Here is a 17049-nt window from a genome sequence, read left to right on the forward strand (position 1 = left end):
ATGTGCTAAAATGAGAAAAGTACAAAATGAAGGAGGTACTTGCCTGTATGATAAAGTTATTTAAAAATGGAGTCTACTTACTGAATGGTAAAGATATCATAGAAGACGGACCGGAAGCTGCCGAGGCGCTGAAAGCAAAGACGGGACGTGTGGTTACAAAAGAAGAGGCGGCGGCGCAGACGATCGCCTATGAAATTCTGAAAGCCCACAATGTTTCAGGAAATATGAAAAATCTGAATATCAAGTTTGACAAACTGACGTCACATGACATTACGTTTGTCGGAATCATCCAGACAGCAAGAGCGTCCGGACTTGAGCGGTTCCCGATTCCGTACGTGCTTACCAACTGCCACAACAGCCTCTGTGCTGTAGGCGGCACGATCAATGAGGATGACCATATGTTTGGACTGACCTGTGCCAAAAAATACGGCGGCGTCTATGTACCGCCTCATCAGGCTGTCATCCACCAGTATGCGAGAGAAATGCTTGCCGGAGGCGGTCAGATGATCCTGGGATCTGACAGTCATACCCGATACGGCGCTCTTGGAACAATGGCAGTAGGGGAAGGCGGACCGGAGCTTGTAAAGCAGCTTCTCAGCAAGACATATGATATCCGGATGCCGGAAGTGATTGCAGTTTATCTGGACGGAGAGCCGGTTAAAGGAGTCGGCCCGCAGGATGTTGCTCTGGCGATTATCAAAGCGGTGTTCCAGAACGGTTATGTGAATAATAAAGTGATGGAGTTTGTGGGACCTGGCGTTGAAAAGCTGAGTGCAGATTTCCGTATCGGCATTGATGTTATGACGACAGAGACGACCTGCCTCTCTTCGATCTGGAAGACGGATGACACCATCCGGGAGTTCTATGAGATCCACGGAAGAAGCGGAGACTATAAAGAGCTGAATCCTGGAGAAGCCGCTTACTATGACGGAATGGTCTATGTAGACCTTGGAAGCATCCGCCCGATGATTGCAATGCCGTTTCATCCGAGCAACGCCTACACGATCGAAGAAGTTAATGCAAACTTAAAGGATATTCTTCATGATGTGGAAGAAAAAGCAAAGGTAAGCCTTGACAATGCGGTGGAATATTCACTGCAGGATAAAATACGAAACGGAAAACTCTACGTGGAGCAGGGAATCATTGCAGGATGTGCCGGAGGCGGATTTGAGAATATCTGTGCCGCGGCGGACATTATCCGCGGGAAGAACATCGGCTCCGATGCCTTTACATTCAGTGTGTATCCGGCAAGTACTCCGATTTACATGGAACTGGTGAAAAACGGTGCTGTCGCAGATCTCCTTGCGGCAGGAACGGTTGTTAAGACAGCATTCTGCGGACCTTGCTTTGGCGCGGGGGATACTCCGGCAAATAATGCGTTCAGTATCCGTCATACGACAAGAAACTTCCCGAACAGAGAAGGATCCAAGCTTCAGAACGGTCAGATTTCCTCTGTGGCGCTGATGGATGCAAGATCCATTGCAGCAACAGCCGCCAATAAAGGATATCTGACACCGGCGACCGATCTCGATGTGGAATATAAAAATCCGACCTATCATTTTGATGCCTCCATTTATGCGAACCGTGTCTTTGACAGCCACGGAAAAGCAGATCCGGACGCAGCGATCCAGTTTGGTCCAAACATCAAGGACTGGCCGCAGATGCCGGCGCTTCCGGAAAACTTATTGTTAAAGGTTGTTTCAGAGATCCATGATCCGGTAACGACGACAGATGAGCTGATTCCGTCAGGAGAGACTTCCTCTTACCGGTCCAATCCGCTTGGACTTGCGGAGTTTGCGCTTTCCAGAAAGGATCCGGCATATGTCGGGCGTGCAAAAGAGGTGCAGAAGGCCCAGAAAGCAATCGAGGCACACACTTGTCCGCTGGAAGTACTGGAAGAACTCAAACCTGTGATGGCAAAAGTGAGAGAACAGTTCCAGAATGTGGGAGAAGGAAACCTTGGTATCGGAAGCACGATCTTTGCAGTGAAGCCGGGAGACGGATCTGCAAGAGAACAGGCGGCATCATGCCAGAAGGTGCTTGGAGGATGGGCGAACATCGCAAGCGAATATGCGACGAAGCGTTACCGCTCCAACCTGATCAACTGGGGAATGCTTCCATTTATTACAAAGGAAGACCACAAAGCCCTTCCGTTTAAAAACGGCGACTATATCTTTGTTCCGGAAATCCGCAAAGTGATTGAAAGCAAAGCAGAAGAAGTAAAAGCCTATGTTGTGGACGGCGGCCTGAAAGAGATCACGCTTCATCTTGGCGCGCTGACAGATACAGAACGGGAAATCATTATGAAAGGATGTCTCATCAATTATTATAGAGGCTGGTAAGCAGCAGAAAACCCCGTCCGGGAGCCGGACGGGGTTCATTTTTACTTTATTCTTCTCCGTTGAAGCAGTACGTACAGAGCTTGCAGGAGTCGATTCCGATGGATTCGATCAGGTCATCCAGACGGTGGTAACGAAGAGAGGTGAAATTCTGCTGACGGCAGATTTCATCCAGCATCTTCTGGTACCGGTCACTGTTCGGGTCTGCGTATTCAGCCAGGATTTCCGGGGAAGCATCTCCTTCCCAGTCGCGGATAATCCGGCGTGTAATCAGATCCAGTTCGGATTTGGATCTTGAGAAGTTCAGATACTTACATCCATATAACAACGGAGGACATGCAGGGCGTACATGCACTTCCTTGGCACCGCTCTGATAAAGGAATTCAGTAGTCTCACGCAGCTGTGTTCCACGGACAATGGAATCATCGATCAGAAGCAGCTTTCTGTCTTCGATTAAAGCCTGCACCGGAATCAATTTCATGCGGGCGATCAGATTTCTCTGACTCTGAGTGGTCGGCATGAAAGAACGCGGCCAGGTAGGTGTATATTTAATGAACGGGCGGGCATATGGGATACCGGATTCATTTGCGTAACCGATGGCATGTGCCACTCCGGAATCCGGGACGCCTGCAACGATGTCAGGAGTAACGGTTCCGGCATCTCTTTTTGCAAGAAGGCTTCCGCATTTGTAGCGCATCTCCTCTACATTGACTCCCTCATAGGAAGAAGTAGGGTATCCATAATAAACCCAGAGGAAGGAACAGATCTTCATTTTTTCAAAAGGCTGTCCGACTGTTTCCACGCTTTCAGGTGTTACATAGACGATCTCACCAGGTCCCAGTTCCTTATAATCGGTATATCCGAGATTGATATATGCGAAACTCTCAAAAGAAACACAGTATGCATCATCTTTCTTTCCGACGACAACCGGAGTGCGTCCGTAACGGTCACGTGCCGCATAGATACCTTCCGGAGTCATGACAAGCAGAGTCATGGAACCGTCCACGATCGACTGTACATAACGGATTCCTTCTACAATCGAATCCTTTTTGCAGATCAGGGAAGCAACCAGTTCTGTGGCATTAATCTGCCCGGTGCTCATCTCCTGAAAATGAGAATGTCCATCATTATAAATCATGTTCAAAAGTGAATCAAGATTATTGATCTTGCCGACTGTAGTGATAGCAAAGCTGCCAAGATGTGACTGGATCAGCAGAGGCTGCGGTTCGAAGTCGGAAATACAGCCAATACCCAGATTTCCCTTCAGCTCCTCCAGATCTTTGTCAAATTTGGTACGAAACGGGGAATTTTCAATATTATGGATTGCGCGGCTGAATCCATTCTCTCCGTGAGTTGCCATACCGCCTCTTCGTGTTCCGAGGTGAGAATGATAATCTACCCCGTAAAATAAATCAAGTACACATTCATTTTTTGAAGCTACGCCAAAAAATCCGCCCATAGTGTGTATTTCTCCTTTCCCATTCTAAAACAATCTTACATTGACAATACTAATTTAGTTTAGCACGGATGGACCGGTAAATGAAGAGGAAATTAAAAATAGATAAATGAATGAAAAATATAAATAAATCAGACAATAAGTACAATTAGAATCGAAGAATGAAATAAAATAAAAAATATAAAAGAAAAGTATTGACAAAATGGAGGCGAGATGCTATAGTGTAATCAATCCAAAAGAAAAGAAACCTGACGAGAAAGGGATTCTTGAAAACTGGAAGTTGTTTCACTTTCAGAATTGGAAATTTAGAAAAGGAGGGCTTTTACCATTGGACAATACGGAATTCAAAACTCAATATGTTAGTGGTGTTACAGATGAAGGTTCCCATGATGAAAGCCTTTATCAATAAATCAATCCAGTAAATAGTTGAGTATACAAAGTATATCGGAGTTGTTAGAAACTGGAATTTGTGATTGAAAGATCTGTAAGACATATTGAGGATGATACCACATCAGTCAATAGTTCAAAGAGTTAGAAGATGTGTAAAGAAACATCGCATAACCATCAGAAATTTTATTAACCATTTATTTTATATTTAATATGAGTTGATGAATGAAGACGTAGTATGCGGATAGTAACAGGGGAGGAAGCCAAGGAGCAGAACCCATAAGAAGATTGAAATAAGAAAGAGAGTTTCTCTAAGTTATATGAATCTGATATATTGGCAGAAGATCCGAAAAGTCAACAAAATTAAATACATTATAAAAGGAAGTAAAAGATCTGAGATCAAAGATTACATTAGCGGAAAATTAATCAGAGACTTTGAGTTATATATCGAATATAAAATAAAAAAGGCTTTTGGGAACCGGTAGATCAAAAGAAAGATTCCTCCGGTAAGAGAATATAGAATATGAAAAAATTGAATAGTTAGAGTAGCCATTATAAGAAAAAACGTTATAATGGCTACTTTTTTTGCGTAATAGTTTTGTAATAATTAAGAAAAAAACACTCCCATTTTTTTGACATTGACAGGTTGGTATGATACACTAAGAAAATGAAAAGATATATCATTCTTGCGTATAGAAGGCTGGTAAGGAATCGCTGCAAAAGCAAGTAATTAATGAGGTGAATGACATTGGATAAATACGAGTATCGTGAAAAAACGGAACAAATGATGAAGTACGTCCAGACAAGATCCTACGACAAGGCAAAGGAGATCGCAGATACGATCGACTGGAAGCGAGTAAAAAATGCGTCAATGCTTTGTACTGTAAGTGAAATTTACGAATATACCGGGGAGTATCAGAAGAGCAGAGAGATCCTTTTTATTGCATATGACAGAAGTCCGGGGAGCAGGAAGATTGTATACCGCCTGGGGACTCTGGCGCTTCGGCTGGGGGAGACGGAGGAAGCGCTGGACTGCTATGACGAATTTGTGAGTATGGCTCCGAAGGATCCGAACCAGTACATATTAAAGTATAAGATTTTAAAGGCGCAGAACGCCCCGATTAAGGAACAGATTCATGTGCTGGAAGAATTTAAAAAAGCGGAATATATTGAAAAATGGGCATATGAGCTTGCAGAGCTTTACGATCAGGCGGGAATGACAACCGAGTGCCTAGAAGAGTGTGACGATCTGATTCTGTGGTTCAGTGACGGAGCTTTTGTACAAAAGGCGATGGAGCTGAAAATGAAATATAAACCTCTGACGCCGCAGCAACAAAAGAAATATCGAAAAGCGGGGAATGAGGAAGAATCCGGAAACCTGACTGCCGCTGTGGAAGAAGCACAGACAAGGAAGGCGGAAAAAGAGGAGCAGGTAAAGGTTGAGGAGATTCCGGCGGAAAATCAGAAAGAGGTTCAGGGAGAACCGGAAAAGACAGTAGATTTTGAGCAGGTGATTTCGATGCTTCAGGACCAGGGGAAAAGAGAAACACTGATTCTGAAAGCAGATTCTTCAAAAGCGCTGACAGGAGCCTTTCTGCTTGGAATGGCTGTCGGAGGAAATAAGACGATAACAGAAGTGAAGCAGATGTTCGAAAAAGGAGAGGGAGACGTGTACGAAACAGGCCAGATGAAAATAGAAGAGATCCTTCGTCAATGGGAAGAAAGACAAAGGAAAAATGCAGCCGTTATTGAAGAAAAACGGCGCGAAGCAGAGGCAAAAGCAGAGGAAGAAAAAGCAAAGCAGGAAACAGTTTCCAAGGACACAGCGACGATACTTTCAGAAGATATTCAAAGACTTCTCAGCGAGATGGAAGCGGAAGAAAAAGAAAGAGAAGAGGCTGTCGGCGGCACGACAGAGTCTCTTGCAAGACTTTCCGAGTCGATGAAAGATCAGACAGAAGAAGAGACAGAAACTGAAACAGAACCGGATGAATCTGTCGAAGAAGAAAGTCCTGAGGACGAGTACGCCGAAGAAGAGTACGACGAGGACGAGTACGCCGAAGAAGAGTACGACGAAGACGAGTACGCTGAGGAGGAGCATGACGAGGACGAGTACGCCGAAGAGGAGTATGACGAGGACGAGTACGCCGAAGAAGAGTACGACGAGGACGAGTACGCCGAAGAAGAGTATGATGAGGACGAGTACACCGAAGAGGAGTATGACGAGGACGAGTACGCCGAAGAAGAGTACGACGAGGAGGAGTACGCCGAAGAGGAGTATGACGAGGACGAGTACGCCGAAGAAGAGTATGACGAGGACGAGTACGCCGAAGAAGAGTATGACGAGGACGAGTACGCTGAAGAGGAGTCCGTGGAAGAGGAGTATGAGGACGAAGAATCCGATTTTGAAGAGGATGATTCTGACTATGAAGAAGAGGTAGAAGAGTCAGATCAGGAAGAAGAGGAAGCGGCGGAACAGGAGCCGGAAAAAGAAGAGGTTCTGGAAATCGAGGAACCGGATGAAGACGAAGACTCCAGATCTTCCGGCGGATCTTCCTTTGATACAGGATTTATTGTTCAGGGAAGATATGACTTGAGCGCAACAAGTGAAATCGGTCTGAAGCTTGGTTTGACAGAGGAGCAGAAAAAACTGTTCTCCTATTTTGTACCGATCCGTGGAATGAGTGAGCAGCTTGTCGATGTTCTCGAGCAGGACAGAAACTGCAGAAAGCGGTATGGAACTTCCAGAACAGGAAATATTCTTGTAATCGGACACAAAGGATCCGGTAAGACTGTACTTGCGGTTGATATTGTAAAAGCGATTCAGAAGCAGCGCAGGATGAAGCAGGGCAAGGTTGCGATTATCACCGGAGACGCACTGAATAAGAAGAACCTGATCAGTATTATCCAGAAGCTCAGCGGTGGTGCGCTGATTATTGAAAAAGCAAGTAAAATGAATGATAAAACCATTGATGAATTGACAGGATTAATGGAAGAGCAGACCGGAGAGATGCTGTTTATTCTGGAAGATGAGAGACGTCCGATGGAGAAAATGCTTTCTGAGTATCCGGACTTCCGCAGAAAATTTACTTCCCGTGTGGAACTTCCGATCTTTATCAATGATGAGCTTGTTACGTTCGGCCAGACATATGCAAAAGAAAACGGATACCGGATTGATGAAATGGGAATTCTTGCTCTTTACAGTCGTATCGATGTACTTCAGAAAGAAGACCACTTTGTGACAGTAGCTGAAGTGAAGGAGATCATGGATGACGCGATTGCCCATTCCCAGAAAGCGAATGTAAAACATCTGATGAAGAGGGTATTCGGAAAGAGCACAGATGAAACTGACAGAATTATTCTGAAAGAGGATGATTTCAAACATTAAAGATAATCGACAATAATTGTATAAAATGACGAAAAGAGTTTTGATAAAGTGAAAAACTTTGTTAAAACTCTTTCTTTTTATCCATCCCTAAAGTATAATAAACTTAGATTTTTTGTGAGAAGGTGGATAGTATGGCGAGAACAAAAAAGAAAAAACCATATGAGATAGGAGAACTGGATCAGTACTTATTTGGACAAGGAACTCATTATGATTTATATAAAAAAATGGGATCCCATCTTGTTACGGATGGACGCAGAAAAGGTGCGTATTTTGCAGTCTGGGCGCCGAATGCGAAGGCAGTTTCGGTTGTAGGTGATTTTAACAACTGGGACAAGGATAAAAATCCGATGGTAAGAGAAGAGCCGCTTGGGATCTATACCTGCTTTATTCAGGGGATCGAAGAGGATATGATCTATAAGTACTGTATTGAGACGAAGACCGGAGACTTCCTCTACAAGGCTGATCCGTTCGCGAATTATGCGGAAGTAAGGCCTGGAACCGCTTCGAAAGTGCATGACATATCAAATCTGAAATGGAGCGACAGTGCGTGGATGGAAAAGAGGACTACCTGGAACATGGATGAGAGTCCGATGTCTATCTATGAAGCGCACATTGGTTCCTGGAAACAGCATCCGGGAGAAGAAGAGGAGCGCTTTTACAACTACCGTGAGTTTGCAGTGGAAGCTGTGAAATATATGAAAGAGATGGGATATACCCACATTGAATTGATGGGAATCGCAGAGCACCCGTATGACGGCTCCTGGGGATACCAGGTAACAGGATATTTTGCGCCGACTTCCAGATATGGAACCCCGGAAGATTTTGCGTATATGATCAACTACTTCCACAAAAATAAAATCGGGGTTATTCTGGACTGGGTACCGGCTCATTTTCCAAGAGACGCGCACGGACTTGCGGATTTTGACGGTACAGCGGTTTATGAATATGCGGATCCGAGAAAAGGTGAGCACCCTGACTGGGGTACGAAGATTTTTGACTACGGCAAGTCTGAGGTAAAAAATTTCCTGATCAGCAATGCGTTGTTCTGGATGGAACATTTCCATGTGGACGGGCTTCGTGTCGACGCAGTTGCATCGATGCTGTACCTGGATTATGGAAAGCAGGACGGTCAGTGGGTTGCCAACAAATATGGAGGTAATCAGAATCTGGAGGCGATCGAGTTTTTCAAGCATTTAAATTCGGTTGTTCTTGGACGAAATCCGGGAGCGGTCATGATTGCGGAAGAGTCTACCGCATGGCCTAAAGTGACAGGAAAACCGGAAGACGATGGACTGGGATTCAGCCTGAAATGGAACATGGGCTGGATGCACGATTTTCTGGAATATATGAAGCTGGATCCTTATTTCCGGAAAGAGCACCACAATCAGATGACATTTGCGATGACCTATGCTTACAGTGAGAAATATGTTCTTGTACTTTCACATGATGAGGTCGTCCATTTGAAGTGTTCGATGCTCAATAAGATGCCGGGACTCGGATTTGATAAATATGCGAATCTGAAAGTCGGATACGCATTTATGATGGGGCATCCGGGGAAGAAGCTTCTGTTTATGGGGCAGGATTTCGCGCAGCTTAGAGAGTGGAGTGAGGAAAGAGAGCTTGACTGGTATCTGCTGGAAGAGCCGGAGCATCAGTATCTGCAGGCGTTTACAAGAGATCTTCTGAAGCTTTACAAAAAGAACAAAGCCATGTATGAGCAGGACACTGTCGGATATGGTTTTGAGTGGGTAAATGCGAACGACGGATACAGAAGTATTTTCAGCTTTATCCGTCATTCCAGAAATAATAAAAAGAATCTGCTTTTTGTCTGCAACTTCACGCCGATGGAATGGGCGGACTACCGCGTAGGTGTGCCGCGCAGAAAGCAGTACAAGCTGATATTAAACAGTGATGAAAAACAGTATGGAGGAAAGGGCGAGGACCGGCCGCTTGTTTATAAGGCTGTGAAGCAGGAGTGCGATGGAAGACCGTATTCCTTTGCATATAAACTTCCACCATACGGTGTGGCAGTATTTGAGTTCTGATTACTGCAGTTGACAGGAAAAATGATCAGGCCCGTCTGGAAGGTGCATGAAGGCTTTGCAGGCGAGCCTGATTTTGTGTGGTTTAAAAATGGAGGGTCGATATGGAAAATTACCAGATTACACAGTGGTGCCACCGGTTTATCGAAGAACAGGTTAAGGATGGGGACTACTGTATTGATGCCACCTGTGGAAATGGACATGATACGTTGCTTTTATGCAGGCTGGCAGGCAGTGATGGACTGACAGCGGGATTTGACATCCAGGAACAGGCGGTAGAGAAGACAAAAAAACGGCTGAGGGAGGCCGGCGTGGAAGAAAAGGCCAGAATTTTCTGCTGCGGACATGAAAAGATGAGAGAACAGCTGGCAGAGGACCCGGACTGCCGAAAAATGCTGGAGAAGACGCAGGACGGTTATGGAAGTGTCTCCTGTGTTGTGTTTAACTTTGGCTATCTTCCGGGAGGGGCACATGATCTTGCCACAAAAGCGCAGACAAGTCTGGAGGCAGTTGAACAGAGTCTGGAGCTTCTGAAAAAGGGAGGAATTATCAGTCTTTGTATCTACAGCGGGAAAGACAGTGGATTTGAGGAGAAGGAAGCTTTGATGGAATATCTGAAAGGTCTTGACAGCAAAAAATATCTGGTTATAATGAGCTCATATTACAATCGTCCGAATCATCCACCGGTTCCGGGACTGATTATCCGGCTTTGATGTAGCAGAATGTGGATGATATCATATACTAACTGACAGGAGGGATGAAGATATGCAGCTTGCAGCAGGACTGTTGTTACCGTTTATAGGGACCACGCTTGGTTCGGCGTGTGTTTTTTTTATGAAAGGCCAGATGAAACCGCTTATTCAGAAGATACTTCTTGGATTTGCGTCCGGAGTGATGGTGGCGGCATCGGTATGGTCACTGTTGATTCCATCGATGGAAATGTCGGAAAACATGGGAAAATATGCGTTTATTCCGGCGGCAGCCGGATTTCTGCTTGGGATTTTCTTCCTACTTATGATGGATCAGGCGGTACCGCACCTTCACATGGGGGCGGAGAAGTCAGAGGGACCGAAATGTTCTTTAAAAAAAACAACCATGCTTGTCCTTGCCGTCACACTTCATAATATTCCGGAAGGAATGGCGGTCGGCGTGGTTTTCGCGGGGATGCTCTCGCGGAACACAGAAATTACAATGGCAGGTGCGTTTGCGCTGTCGATCGGCATTGCGATCCAGAACTTCCCGGAGGGAGCAATTATTTCCATGCCGTTAAAAAGTGAAGGAACGGGAAAGGGAAAGGCATTTTTGTACGGGATGCTTTCCGGGGCAGTGGAACCGGTGGCGGCCGGAATTACCATTCTGCTTGCGGGATTTATTACACCGGTGCTTCCGTATCTGCTGTCTTTTGCGGCCGGAGCAATGCTTTATGTTGTGGTGGAAGAATTGATCCCGGAGGCAAGCGAAGGGGAACACAGTAATATCGGAACGATCGGATTTGCAGCCGGCTTTGTGCTGATGATGATCCTGGACGTTGCGCTGGGATAATGAAAGTCCAGATGAGATCAGGAGAGAGGAGAGAATAGGATGAGACTTCGGAATATACCGGGGGCAAGAGACGTGATTGCCGGACATGAAGCGGTGATAAAGAATGAGAAGGAACAGAAAGGACACTGGGAAGAGGTCTTTGGAAATGACCATCCGGTACGTGTGGAGATCGGTATGGGGAAAGGCAGGTTCCTGATGACGATGGCGCTGGAACATCCGGAAATAAATTATATTGGAATCGAGCGATACTCCAGTGTGCTTCTGCGGGCGCTGGAGCGGATGGATGCCATGGAGGAACCGCCTTCTAACATCCGGTTTGTATGCATGGATGCGGCTGAAATAGAAGAAGTATTTGAACCGGGGGAAGTGGACCGGATCTATCTGAATTTTTCGGATCCGTGGCCAAAGGCACGTCATGCAAGGAGAAGACTGACGTCAGCCGTGTACTGGGAGAGATATGATCATATTCTGAAGCAGGACGGGGTTGTGGAGTTTAAAACGGACAATAAAGAACTGTTTGAATTTTCTCTTGAGCAGGTTCAGGAGGCCGGCTGGGAACTGAAGGCACATACTTTCGACCTGCACCATAACGAAGACCTGAACCGGGGGAATATTATGACGGAATATGAGGCAAAGTTTTCCGCCAAAGGAAATCCGATCTGCAAGCTGATTGCAGAAAGAAAAAGATAGGGGGAACGCGTAACAGAATCCTTCATCCGGCATATGATGATAGAAAAAGCAGGCAGGTGGAAAATGGGAAAAAGATGCGGAAGAAAGGTCTGCCATACGTGCAGAAGATTCTGCTACGATAATATCTGGCTGAATAAAAAGATCCGGATTCTTCAAAAATCCTGTGCAGAACTATACAGGGTATTTAATCCTGGCTGCAGGTCAGGGCGGTGTGACAAATGCAGGAGTTGACAGAGCAGAATTTCCGGAAGGAAGTACTGGAGGAGAAAAAGCCTGTACTGGTAGAGTTTTATGCAGTCTGGTGCGGGAAGTGTTCGATGATGGAAGACATATTCGGAATGGTTGCGGAAGAATTTGACGGGAAAATCAAGGCGGGGAGAGTGGAAACGGAGAGCAATCCGCTTCTTGCCGCAAGATACCGTATCCGGGCAATTCCGGCATTTCTTTTGTTTTCGGACGGGGAAGAAGTTCTGCGGATGACAGGGATGATGGAGCCTGAGGAGATGGCCGGAAGATTGAACGCTGCTGAAAATATGCTGAACAGCCGGAAGAGAAAGAGATAACCGTATCACCCGGGCGCCCTGAATTTCAGGCGTTTCACAAAAAATAAAAAAATTTTTAAATTTTGCTTGCATTTTCCTGAATAATGTAATATAATTTTTCTTGCGTTAAACAAATGGAAAATGCAAAATGTGCCATTAGCTCAGTTGGTAGAGCACCTGACTCTTAATCAGGGTGTCCAGGGTTCGAGCCCCTGATGGCGCACTTTAAATCACTGTTTTTGGAGAGGGAGATCTCTGGGGGCGGTGATTTTTTTTGTGCCCAAAGGGCGAAAGTTTGATTTGGAATAGATAGATTAGTGATGGAAAGGGAGCACGTATGAGGCAGGATGTACAAAAGATAATTCTTCAGATCAGAAGAAGGTGGAAAAAGAGAAAAACAAAAGTAATCAGCATTTTGCTTGCGATCATCTGGCTGGCTGTCATGGTTGTGCTTTTGACAAACTGGAGAATGTTTGGCAGGACGGCAAATGGAGATTCGATAAAAAGAATCGTGCAGTGGGTACTTCTCTGGCTGTTTGGTGTTGCGGGAGCAATTCTATGGCAGTTTTACTGCCTCTTCCTCAGAAAAAAGAGGAAAATCAAACGGCTCGGGGTTGGAAGCATCGTGGTACTGGCGATTGCAATGGGGACAGGAATGTTCTGGATCATGGAGTGGATTTATAATCCGCAGATGTTTACGATTCCGTACCAGTTTGTATCTCTCAGTATCTGTGTTTCAGCCGTTGTGTTCCTGATTTTTCTGCTGTTGTGCAATTCTCTTCGTCTTGCAGTGCTTTTGTGCAGTGCCATGTATTTTATTTGGACGATTGCCAGCTATTTTGTTTACGAATTCCGGGGCCTTCCGCTGCAGATTGTGGATTTTCTGGATCTCGGGACGGCGACAACGGTAGCGGGTGATTATGAATATTCCATGACACTGCATATGCTGATTGTGGGTGTGATTATAGTCAGCATTGTTACTTCTTTATATACGGGGAACAAATACAAACTTGTAAAAGGAAAGAAGGCCAAAGTTCTGATCCGTGTGGCGGGTATATTCCTGCTTGTCGGAGGAATTCGCTATCTTGGATGGTCCGATCAGCCGGAAAGCTGGAATGTGGTTCTGAATGGGAACCGGCCGGGAGACAGTTTTTATAATTATGGAATGCAGATGTGTGTGATCCGCGGTGCCAGAGATTCGATTGTAAAGGAACCGGAAGGATACTCGGTTGAAGAGCTGCAGCAGGTATCGGACGAGATTGAATCAGGAAATGCGGGAAGCAGCAAAAAGCCGAATATCATTGCTGTCATGGATGAAACATTTTCTGATCTGACCTGGATCAGAGATTTCCCGGTATCAGAAGAAATTATTCCATTTTATAACAGTCTGACAGAAAATACAATTAAAGGGAAGCTGCTGGTTCCGGTGCTGGGCGGAGGGACAGGAAAGACGGAGTTTGAATTCCTGACCGGAACGTCGATGCGGATGTTCAACTCGACGCCTTATGTAGTACTCGGGAAAAAACTGGATGCCTCAATGGTGGAGCCGCTCGAAAGTCAGGGATACAAAACAGCCGCGATACATCCGTTTATTCCGACAAATTATAATCGGGAAGTTGCGTATGAAGCGATGGGATTTGACCGGTTCCTGAGCTTTGATGATTTTCAGGGAGAAAGAATGGTACGGGATTTTATCTCGGATGAGGCATGTTTTGACCGGATTGAGGAAATGATAAAGGACGAGGAAGATCCACTGTTTACATTCTGCGTCACGATGCAGAATCATTCCCCGTATACAAAAGAATATGAAAATTCAATTGAACTGCTGGAGTATACCGATTCACAGGTGGAACAGTATATGTCACTGATTCATGAATCCGACCGGGCACTGCAGAAACTGATCGAAGATCTGGAAAAGTCCGATGAGCCGACGGTAGTTGTGTTTTTTGGAGATCATCTTCCGACATTGTCCGAAGATTTTTACGAGTATGTATTTGGAAAGACAGATGAGGAAATGACGTTTGAAGAAAACCAGAATTATTATCTGACCCCGTTTTTGATTTGGGCAAATTATGATATTGAGGAGCAGCAGGATGTTGTCACAAGCAGTAATTATCTCGGAGCTATGACACTGGAGACGGCTGGGGTAGAGCTTACAAAATATCAGCAGTATCTTCTTGACTTAAGAGAAAAGGTGCCGGCTTTCAGCGGAACAGCCTACTATGGACATGACGGCAGATTTCACGAGTACGGATCCGGAGGCCGGGAGGAGGAGAATCTGCCGCTTGATGACTGTATCAATTACAACAAGATTTTTGGAGAAGAGAGCCGGCTGGACGAGTTCTTTTTTCCTGAAAAACGATGAATAAGGCACAGGTTTTGTATTTTTTCCTATACAATCGCTAGGATTTGCCAAAAAGCAGGAATTGTTCCTGAAATAGTACATGAAACGCATTGACACAGATTTCACGAATCAGCTATAATAGCCCCATGAAACAGAAACAGTTGTTTCGAAACAGTATAGGGTTTATATTTGAAGGAGGATTATCAACATGAGAAAAGAATGGGAATCTTTTCGCGGAGGCATCTGGGAAAAAGAAATCAATGTAAGAGATTTCATCCAGAAAAACTACACACCGTATTTAGGTGATGACAGCTTTCTTGCAGGACCGACAGAGGATACAAAGGCACTGTGGGAGCAGGTTATGGATCTGTCCGCGCAGGAGCGCGAAAAAGGCGGAGTCCTTGATATGGACACGAAAATTATTTCTACCATTACGTCCCATGGACCGGGATATCTTGACAAAAGCAAGGAAAAGATCGTAGGCTTCCAGACAGACAAGCCGTTCAAGCGTTCCCTGCAGCCATATGGCGGTATCCGCATGGCAATCAAGGCATGCGAAGAAAATGGATACCATGTGGACCCGGCAATCGTTGAATTCTTCACTAAACATAGAAAGACACACAATGACGGAGTATTTGATGCTTATACACCGGAGATGAGAGCGTGCCGTTCCAGCCACATCATCACAGGACTTCCGGATGCATACGGACGCGGACGTATCATCGGCGACTACAGAAGAGTTGCTCTTTACGGTGTGGACAGACTGATCGAGGACAAGCAGCATCAGAAAGATACGACAAGAACAATCATGTACTCTGATGTTACAAGAGAAAGAGAAGAACTCTCCGAACAGATTAAAGCATTAAAAGAGTTAAAAGAACTGGGACAGATCTACGGATTTGACATTTCCAGACCGGCTGAAAATGTACAGGAAGCGATCCAGTGGCTGTATTTCGGATACCTTGCTGCAATCAAGGAGCAGAACGGTGCGGCAATGTCCCTTGGACGTACTTCCACATTCCTCGATATCTATGCTGAGCGTGACCTTGCAAACGGCACATTCACAGAGGAGCAGATTCAGGAATTCATCGACCACTTCATTATGAAGCTGCGTCTTGTAAAATTTGCGAGAACACCGGAATACAATGCACTGTTCTCCGGAGACCCGACATGGGTAACAGAGTCGATCGGAGGTATGGGAATCGACGGACGTCCGATGGTTACAAAGATGTCCTACCGTTACCTTCATACACTGCAGAACCTTGGAACAGCACCGGAACCGAACCTGACCGTGCTGTGGTCCACAAGACTTCCGGAAAACTTCAAGCGTTTCTGTGCGAAGACATCCATCGAGTCTTCTTCCATCCAGTATGAGAACGATGACCTGATGAGAGTGACACATGGTGATGACTACGCAATCGCATGCTGCGTATCCTCTATGCGCGTAGGTAAGGAAATGCAGTTCTTCGGAGCCCGCGCAAACCTTGCAAAATGTCTGCTTTACGCAATCAACGGTGGTGTGGACGAAATTTCCAAGAAACAGGTGGGACCGAAGTACCGTCCGATCACATCCGAATATCTGGATTACGATGAAGTAAAGAGTAAATTCAGTGACATGATGAAATGGCTTGCACAGGTATATGTCAATGCACTGAACATCATCCACTACATGCATGACAAATACTGCTACGAAAGAATTCAGATGGCTCTTCATGACAAGAAGGTAACACGCTGGTTCGCGACAGGTATTGCAGGACTTTCTGTTGTAGCTGACTCCCTGTCAGCGATTAAATACGCGAAAGTAAAAACAGTCCGTGACGAGAATGGTATTGTAGTAGATTACGAAATTGAAGGAGATTTCCCGAAATACGGAAATGATGATGACCGTGCAGATGAGATCGCATACGATATCGTGCATGAGTTTATGTCCTATGTAAAAGGAAATCACACATACCGTGGAGGTATCCCGACAACATCCATCCTTACGATCACATCCAACGTTGTATACGGAAAGAATACAGGATCTACACCGGATGGAAGAAAGGGCGGCGAGCCGTTCGCTCCGGGAGCGAACCCGATGCACCACAGAGACAGCCATGGTGCGGTAGCTTCCTTAAGCTCTGTAGCAAAACTGCCGTTTAAAGATGCTCAGGATGGTATTTCCAATACCTTCTCCATCATCCCGGGAGCACTCGGAAAAGATGACGCTATTCTTTTTGACGACATTGCTTTCGAACTGGAGCCGGACTGCGCATGCTGCGAGCCAAATGCAACATTAGACGATGAAGAATAATAATATAAAATAAGGAGGACAATCAT

Annotated in this window: 11 protein-coding genes and 1 tRNA gene; 11 read left to right on the top strand and 1 reads right to left on the bottom strand. The window is 45.5% G+C overall.

What is annotated here, in order from left to right; translation table 11 throughout:
• Positions 1-47 precede the first annotated feature (47 nt).
• Entirely contained in the window at positions 48-2342 is a 2295-nt protein-coding gene (locus B5E64_RS00615; protein WP_087166596.1) for a hydratase, read from the top strand.
• A gap of 46 nt (positions 2343-2388) precedes the next feature.
• Here the strand turns inward: B5E64_RS00615 and B5E64_RS00620 are convergent, their stop codons facing one another.
• The gene (locus B5E64_RS00620; protein ID WP_087166597.1) at positions 2389-3798 is read right to left on the bottom strand and encodes an amidophosphoribosyltransferase; all 1410 of its coding nucleotides are present in this window, start codon (positions 3796-3798) and stop codon (positions 2389-2391) included.
• Between the two features lie 199 nt (positions 3799-3997).
• Here B5E64_RS00620 and B5E64_RS00625 point away from each other — a divergent pair, with 199 nt between their 5' ends.
• The 10 genes from B5E64_RS00625 to pflB all read left to right on the top strand — a co-directional run bounded on the left by B5E64_RS00625 (position 3998) and on the right by pflB (position 17023).
• Positions 3998-4204 (top strand): hypothetical protein, encoded by a 207-nt coding sequence (locus B5E64_RS00625; RefSeq protein ID WP_087166598.1) that lies wholly within the window; start codon positions 3998-4000, stop codon positions 4202-4204.
• A gap of 720 nt (positions 4205-4924) precedes the next feature.
• A complete protein-coding gene (locus tag B5E64_RS00630) occupies positions 4925-7570 on the top strand; it encodes a hypothetical protein (RefSeq protein WP_087166599.1) in 2646 nt (881 codons plus the stop codon).
• A gap of 131 nt (positions 7571-7701) precedes the next feature.
• Complete coding sequence (glgB, locus tag B5E64_RS00635; RefSeq protein WP_087166600.1) at positions 7702-9615, top strand: 1,4-alpha-glucan branching protein GlgB; 1914 nt, start codon at positions 7702-7704, stop codon at positions 9613-9615.
• 101 nt (positions 9616-9716) lie between these two features.
• Positions 9717-10325, top strand: coding sequence for a class I SAM-dependent methyltransferase (locus B5E64_RS00640; RefSeq protein ID WP_087166601.1), 609 nt, complete (start codon positions 9717-9719; stop codon positions 10323-10325).
• Positions 10326-10377: 52 nt separating this feature from the next.
• Positions 10378-11154, top strand: coding sequence for a ZIP family metal transporter (locus tag B5E64_RS00645; RefSeq protein ID WP_087166602.1), 777 nt, complete (start codon positions 10378-10380; stop codon positions 11152-11154).
• Positions 11155-11193: 39 nt separating this feature from the next.
• Entirely contained in the window at positions 11194-11844 is a 651-nt protein-coding gene (trmB, locus tag B5E64_RS00650; RefSeq protein WP_087166603.1) for a tRNA (guanosine(46)-N7)-methyltransferase TrmB, read from the top strand.
• 218 nt (positions 11845-12062) lie between these two features.
• Positions 12063-12407, top strand: a complete 345-nt coding sequence (locus tag B5E64_RS00660; RefSeq protein ID WP_087166605.1) for a thioredoxin domain-containing protein — start codon at positions 12063-12065, stop codon at positions 12405-12407.
• A gap of 129 nt (positions 12408-12536) precedes the next feature.
• A tRNA-Lys gene (locus tag B5E64_RS00665) sits at positions 12537-12609 on the top strand.
• Between the two features lie 114 nt (positions 12610-12723).
• Positions 12724-14751 (top strand): sulfatase-like hydrolase/transferase, encoded by a 2028-nt coding sequence (locus B5E64_RS00670; protein ID WP_087166606.1) that lies wholly within the window; start codon positions 12724-12726, stop codon positions 14749-14751.
• Positions 14752-14938: 187 nt separating this feature from the next.
• Positions 14939-17023 carry a formate C-acetyltransferase gene (pflB, locus tag B5E64_RS00675; protein ID WP_087166607.1) on the top strand — a complete coding sequence of 695 codons (2085 nt, stop codon included), beginning with the start codon at positions 14939-14941 and terminating at the stop codon, positions 17021-17023.
• The last annotated feature ends 26 nt before the right edge of the window (positions 17024-17049 follow it).

Source organism: Drancourtella sp. An12, from assembly GCF_002160935.1.
GTDB lineage: Bacteria > Bacillota > Clostridia > Lachnospirales > Lachnospiraceae > Sellimonas > Sellimonas catena.

Coding starts and splice junctions, on each gene's coding strand:
- B5E64_RS00645 (WP_087166602.1), top strand. CDS start 10,378: ATGCAGCTTGCAGCAGGACTGTTGTTACCGTTTATAGGGACCACGCTT.
- B5E64_RS00660 (WP_087166605.1), top strand. CDS start 12,063: ATGCAGGAGTTGACAGAGCAGAATTTCCGGAAGGAAGTACTGGAGGAG.
- trmB (WP_087166603.1), top strand. CDS start 11,194: ATGAGACTTCGGAATATACCGGGGGCAAGAGACGTGATTGCCGGACAT.
- glgB (WP_087166600.1), top strand. CDS start 7,702: ATGGCGAGAACAAAAAAGAAAAAACCATATGAGATAGGAGAACTGGAT.
- B5E64_RS00615 (WP_087166596.1), top strand. CDS start 48: ATGATAAAGTTATTTAAAAATGGAGTCTACTTACTGAATGGTAAAGAT.
- B5E64_RS00640 (WP_087166601.1), top strand. CDS start 9,717: ATGGAAAATTACCAGATTACACAGTGGTGCCACCGGTTTATCGAAGAA.
- B5E64_RS00620 (WP_087166597.1), bottom strand. CDS start 3,798: ATGGGCGGATTTTTTGGCGTAGCTTCAAAAAATGAATGTGTACTTGAT.
- B5E64_RS00630 (WP_087166599.1), top strand. CDS start 4,925: ATGACATTGGATAAATACGAGTATCGTGAAAAAACGGAACAAATGATG.
- pflB (WP_087166607.1), top strand. CDS start 14,939: ATGAGAAAAGAATGGGAATCTTTTCGCGGAGGCATCTGGGAAAAAGAA.
- B5E64_RS00670 (WP_087166606.1), top strand. CDS start 12,724: ATGAGGCAGGATGTACAAAAGATAATTCTTCAGATCAGAAGAAGGTGG.
- B5E64_RS00625 (WP_087166598.1), top strand. CDS start 3,998: ATGGAGGCGAGATGCTATAGTGTAATCAATCCAAAAGAAAAGAAACCT.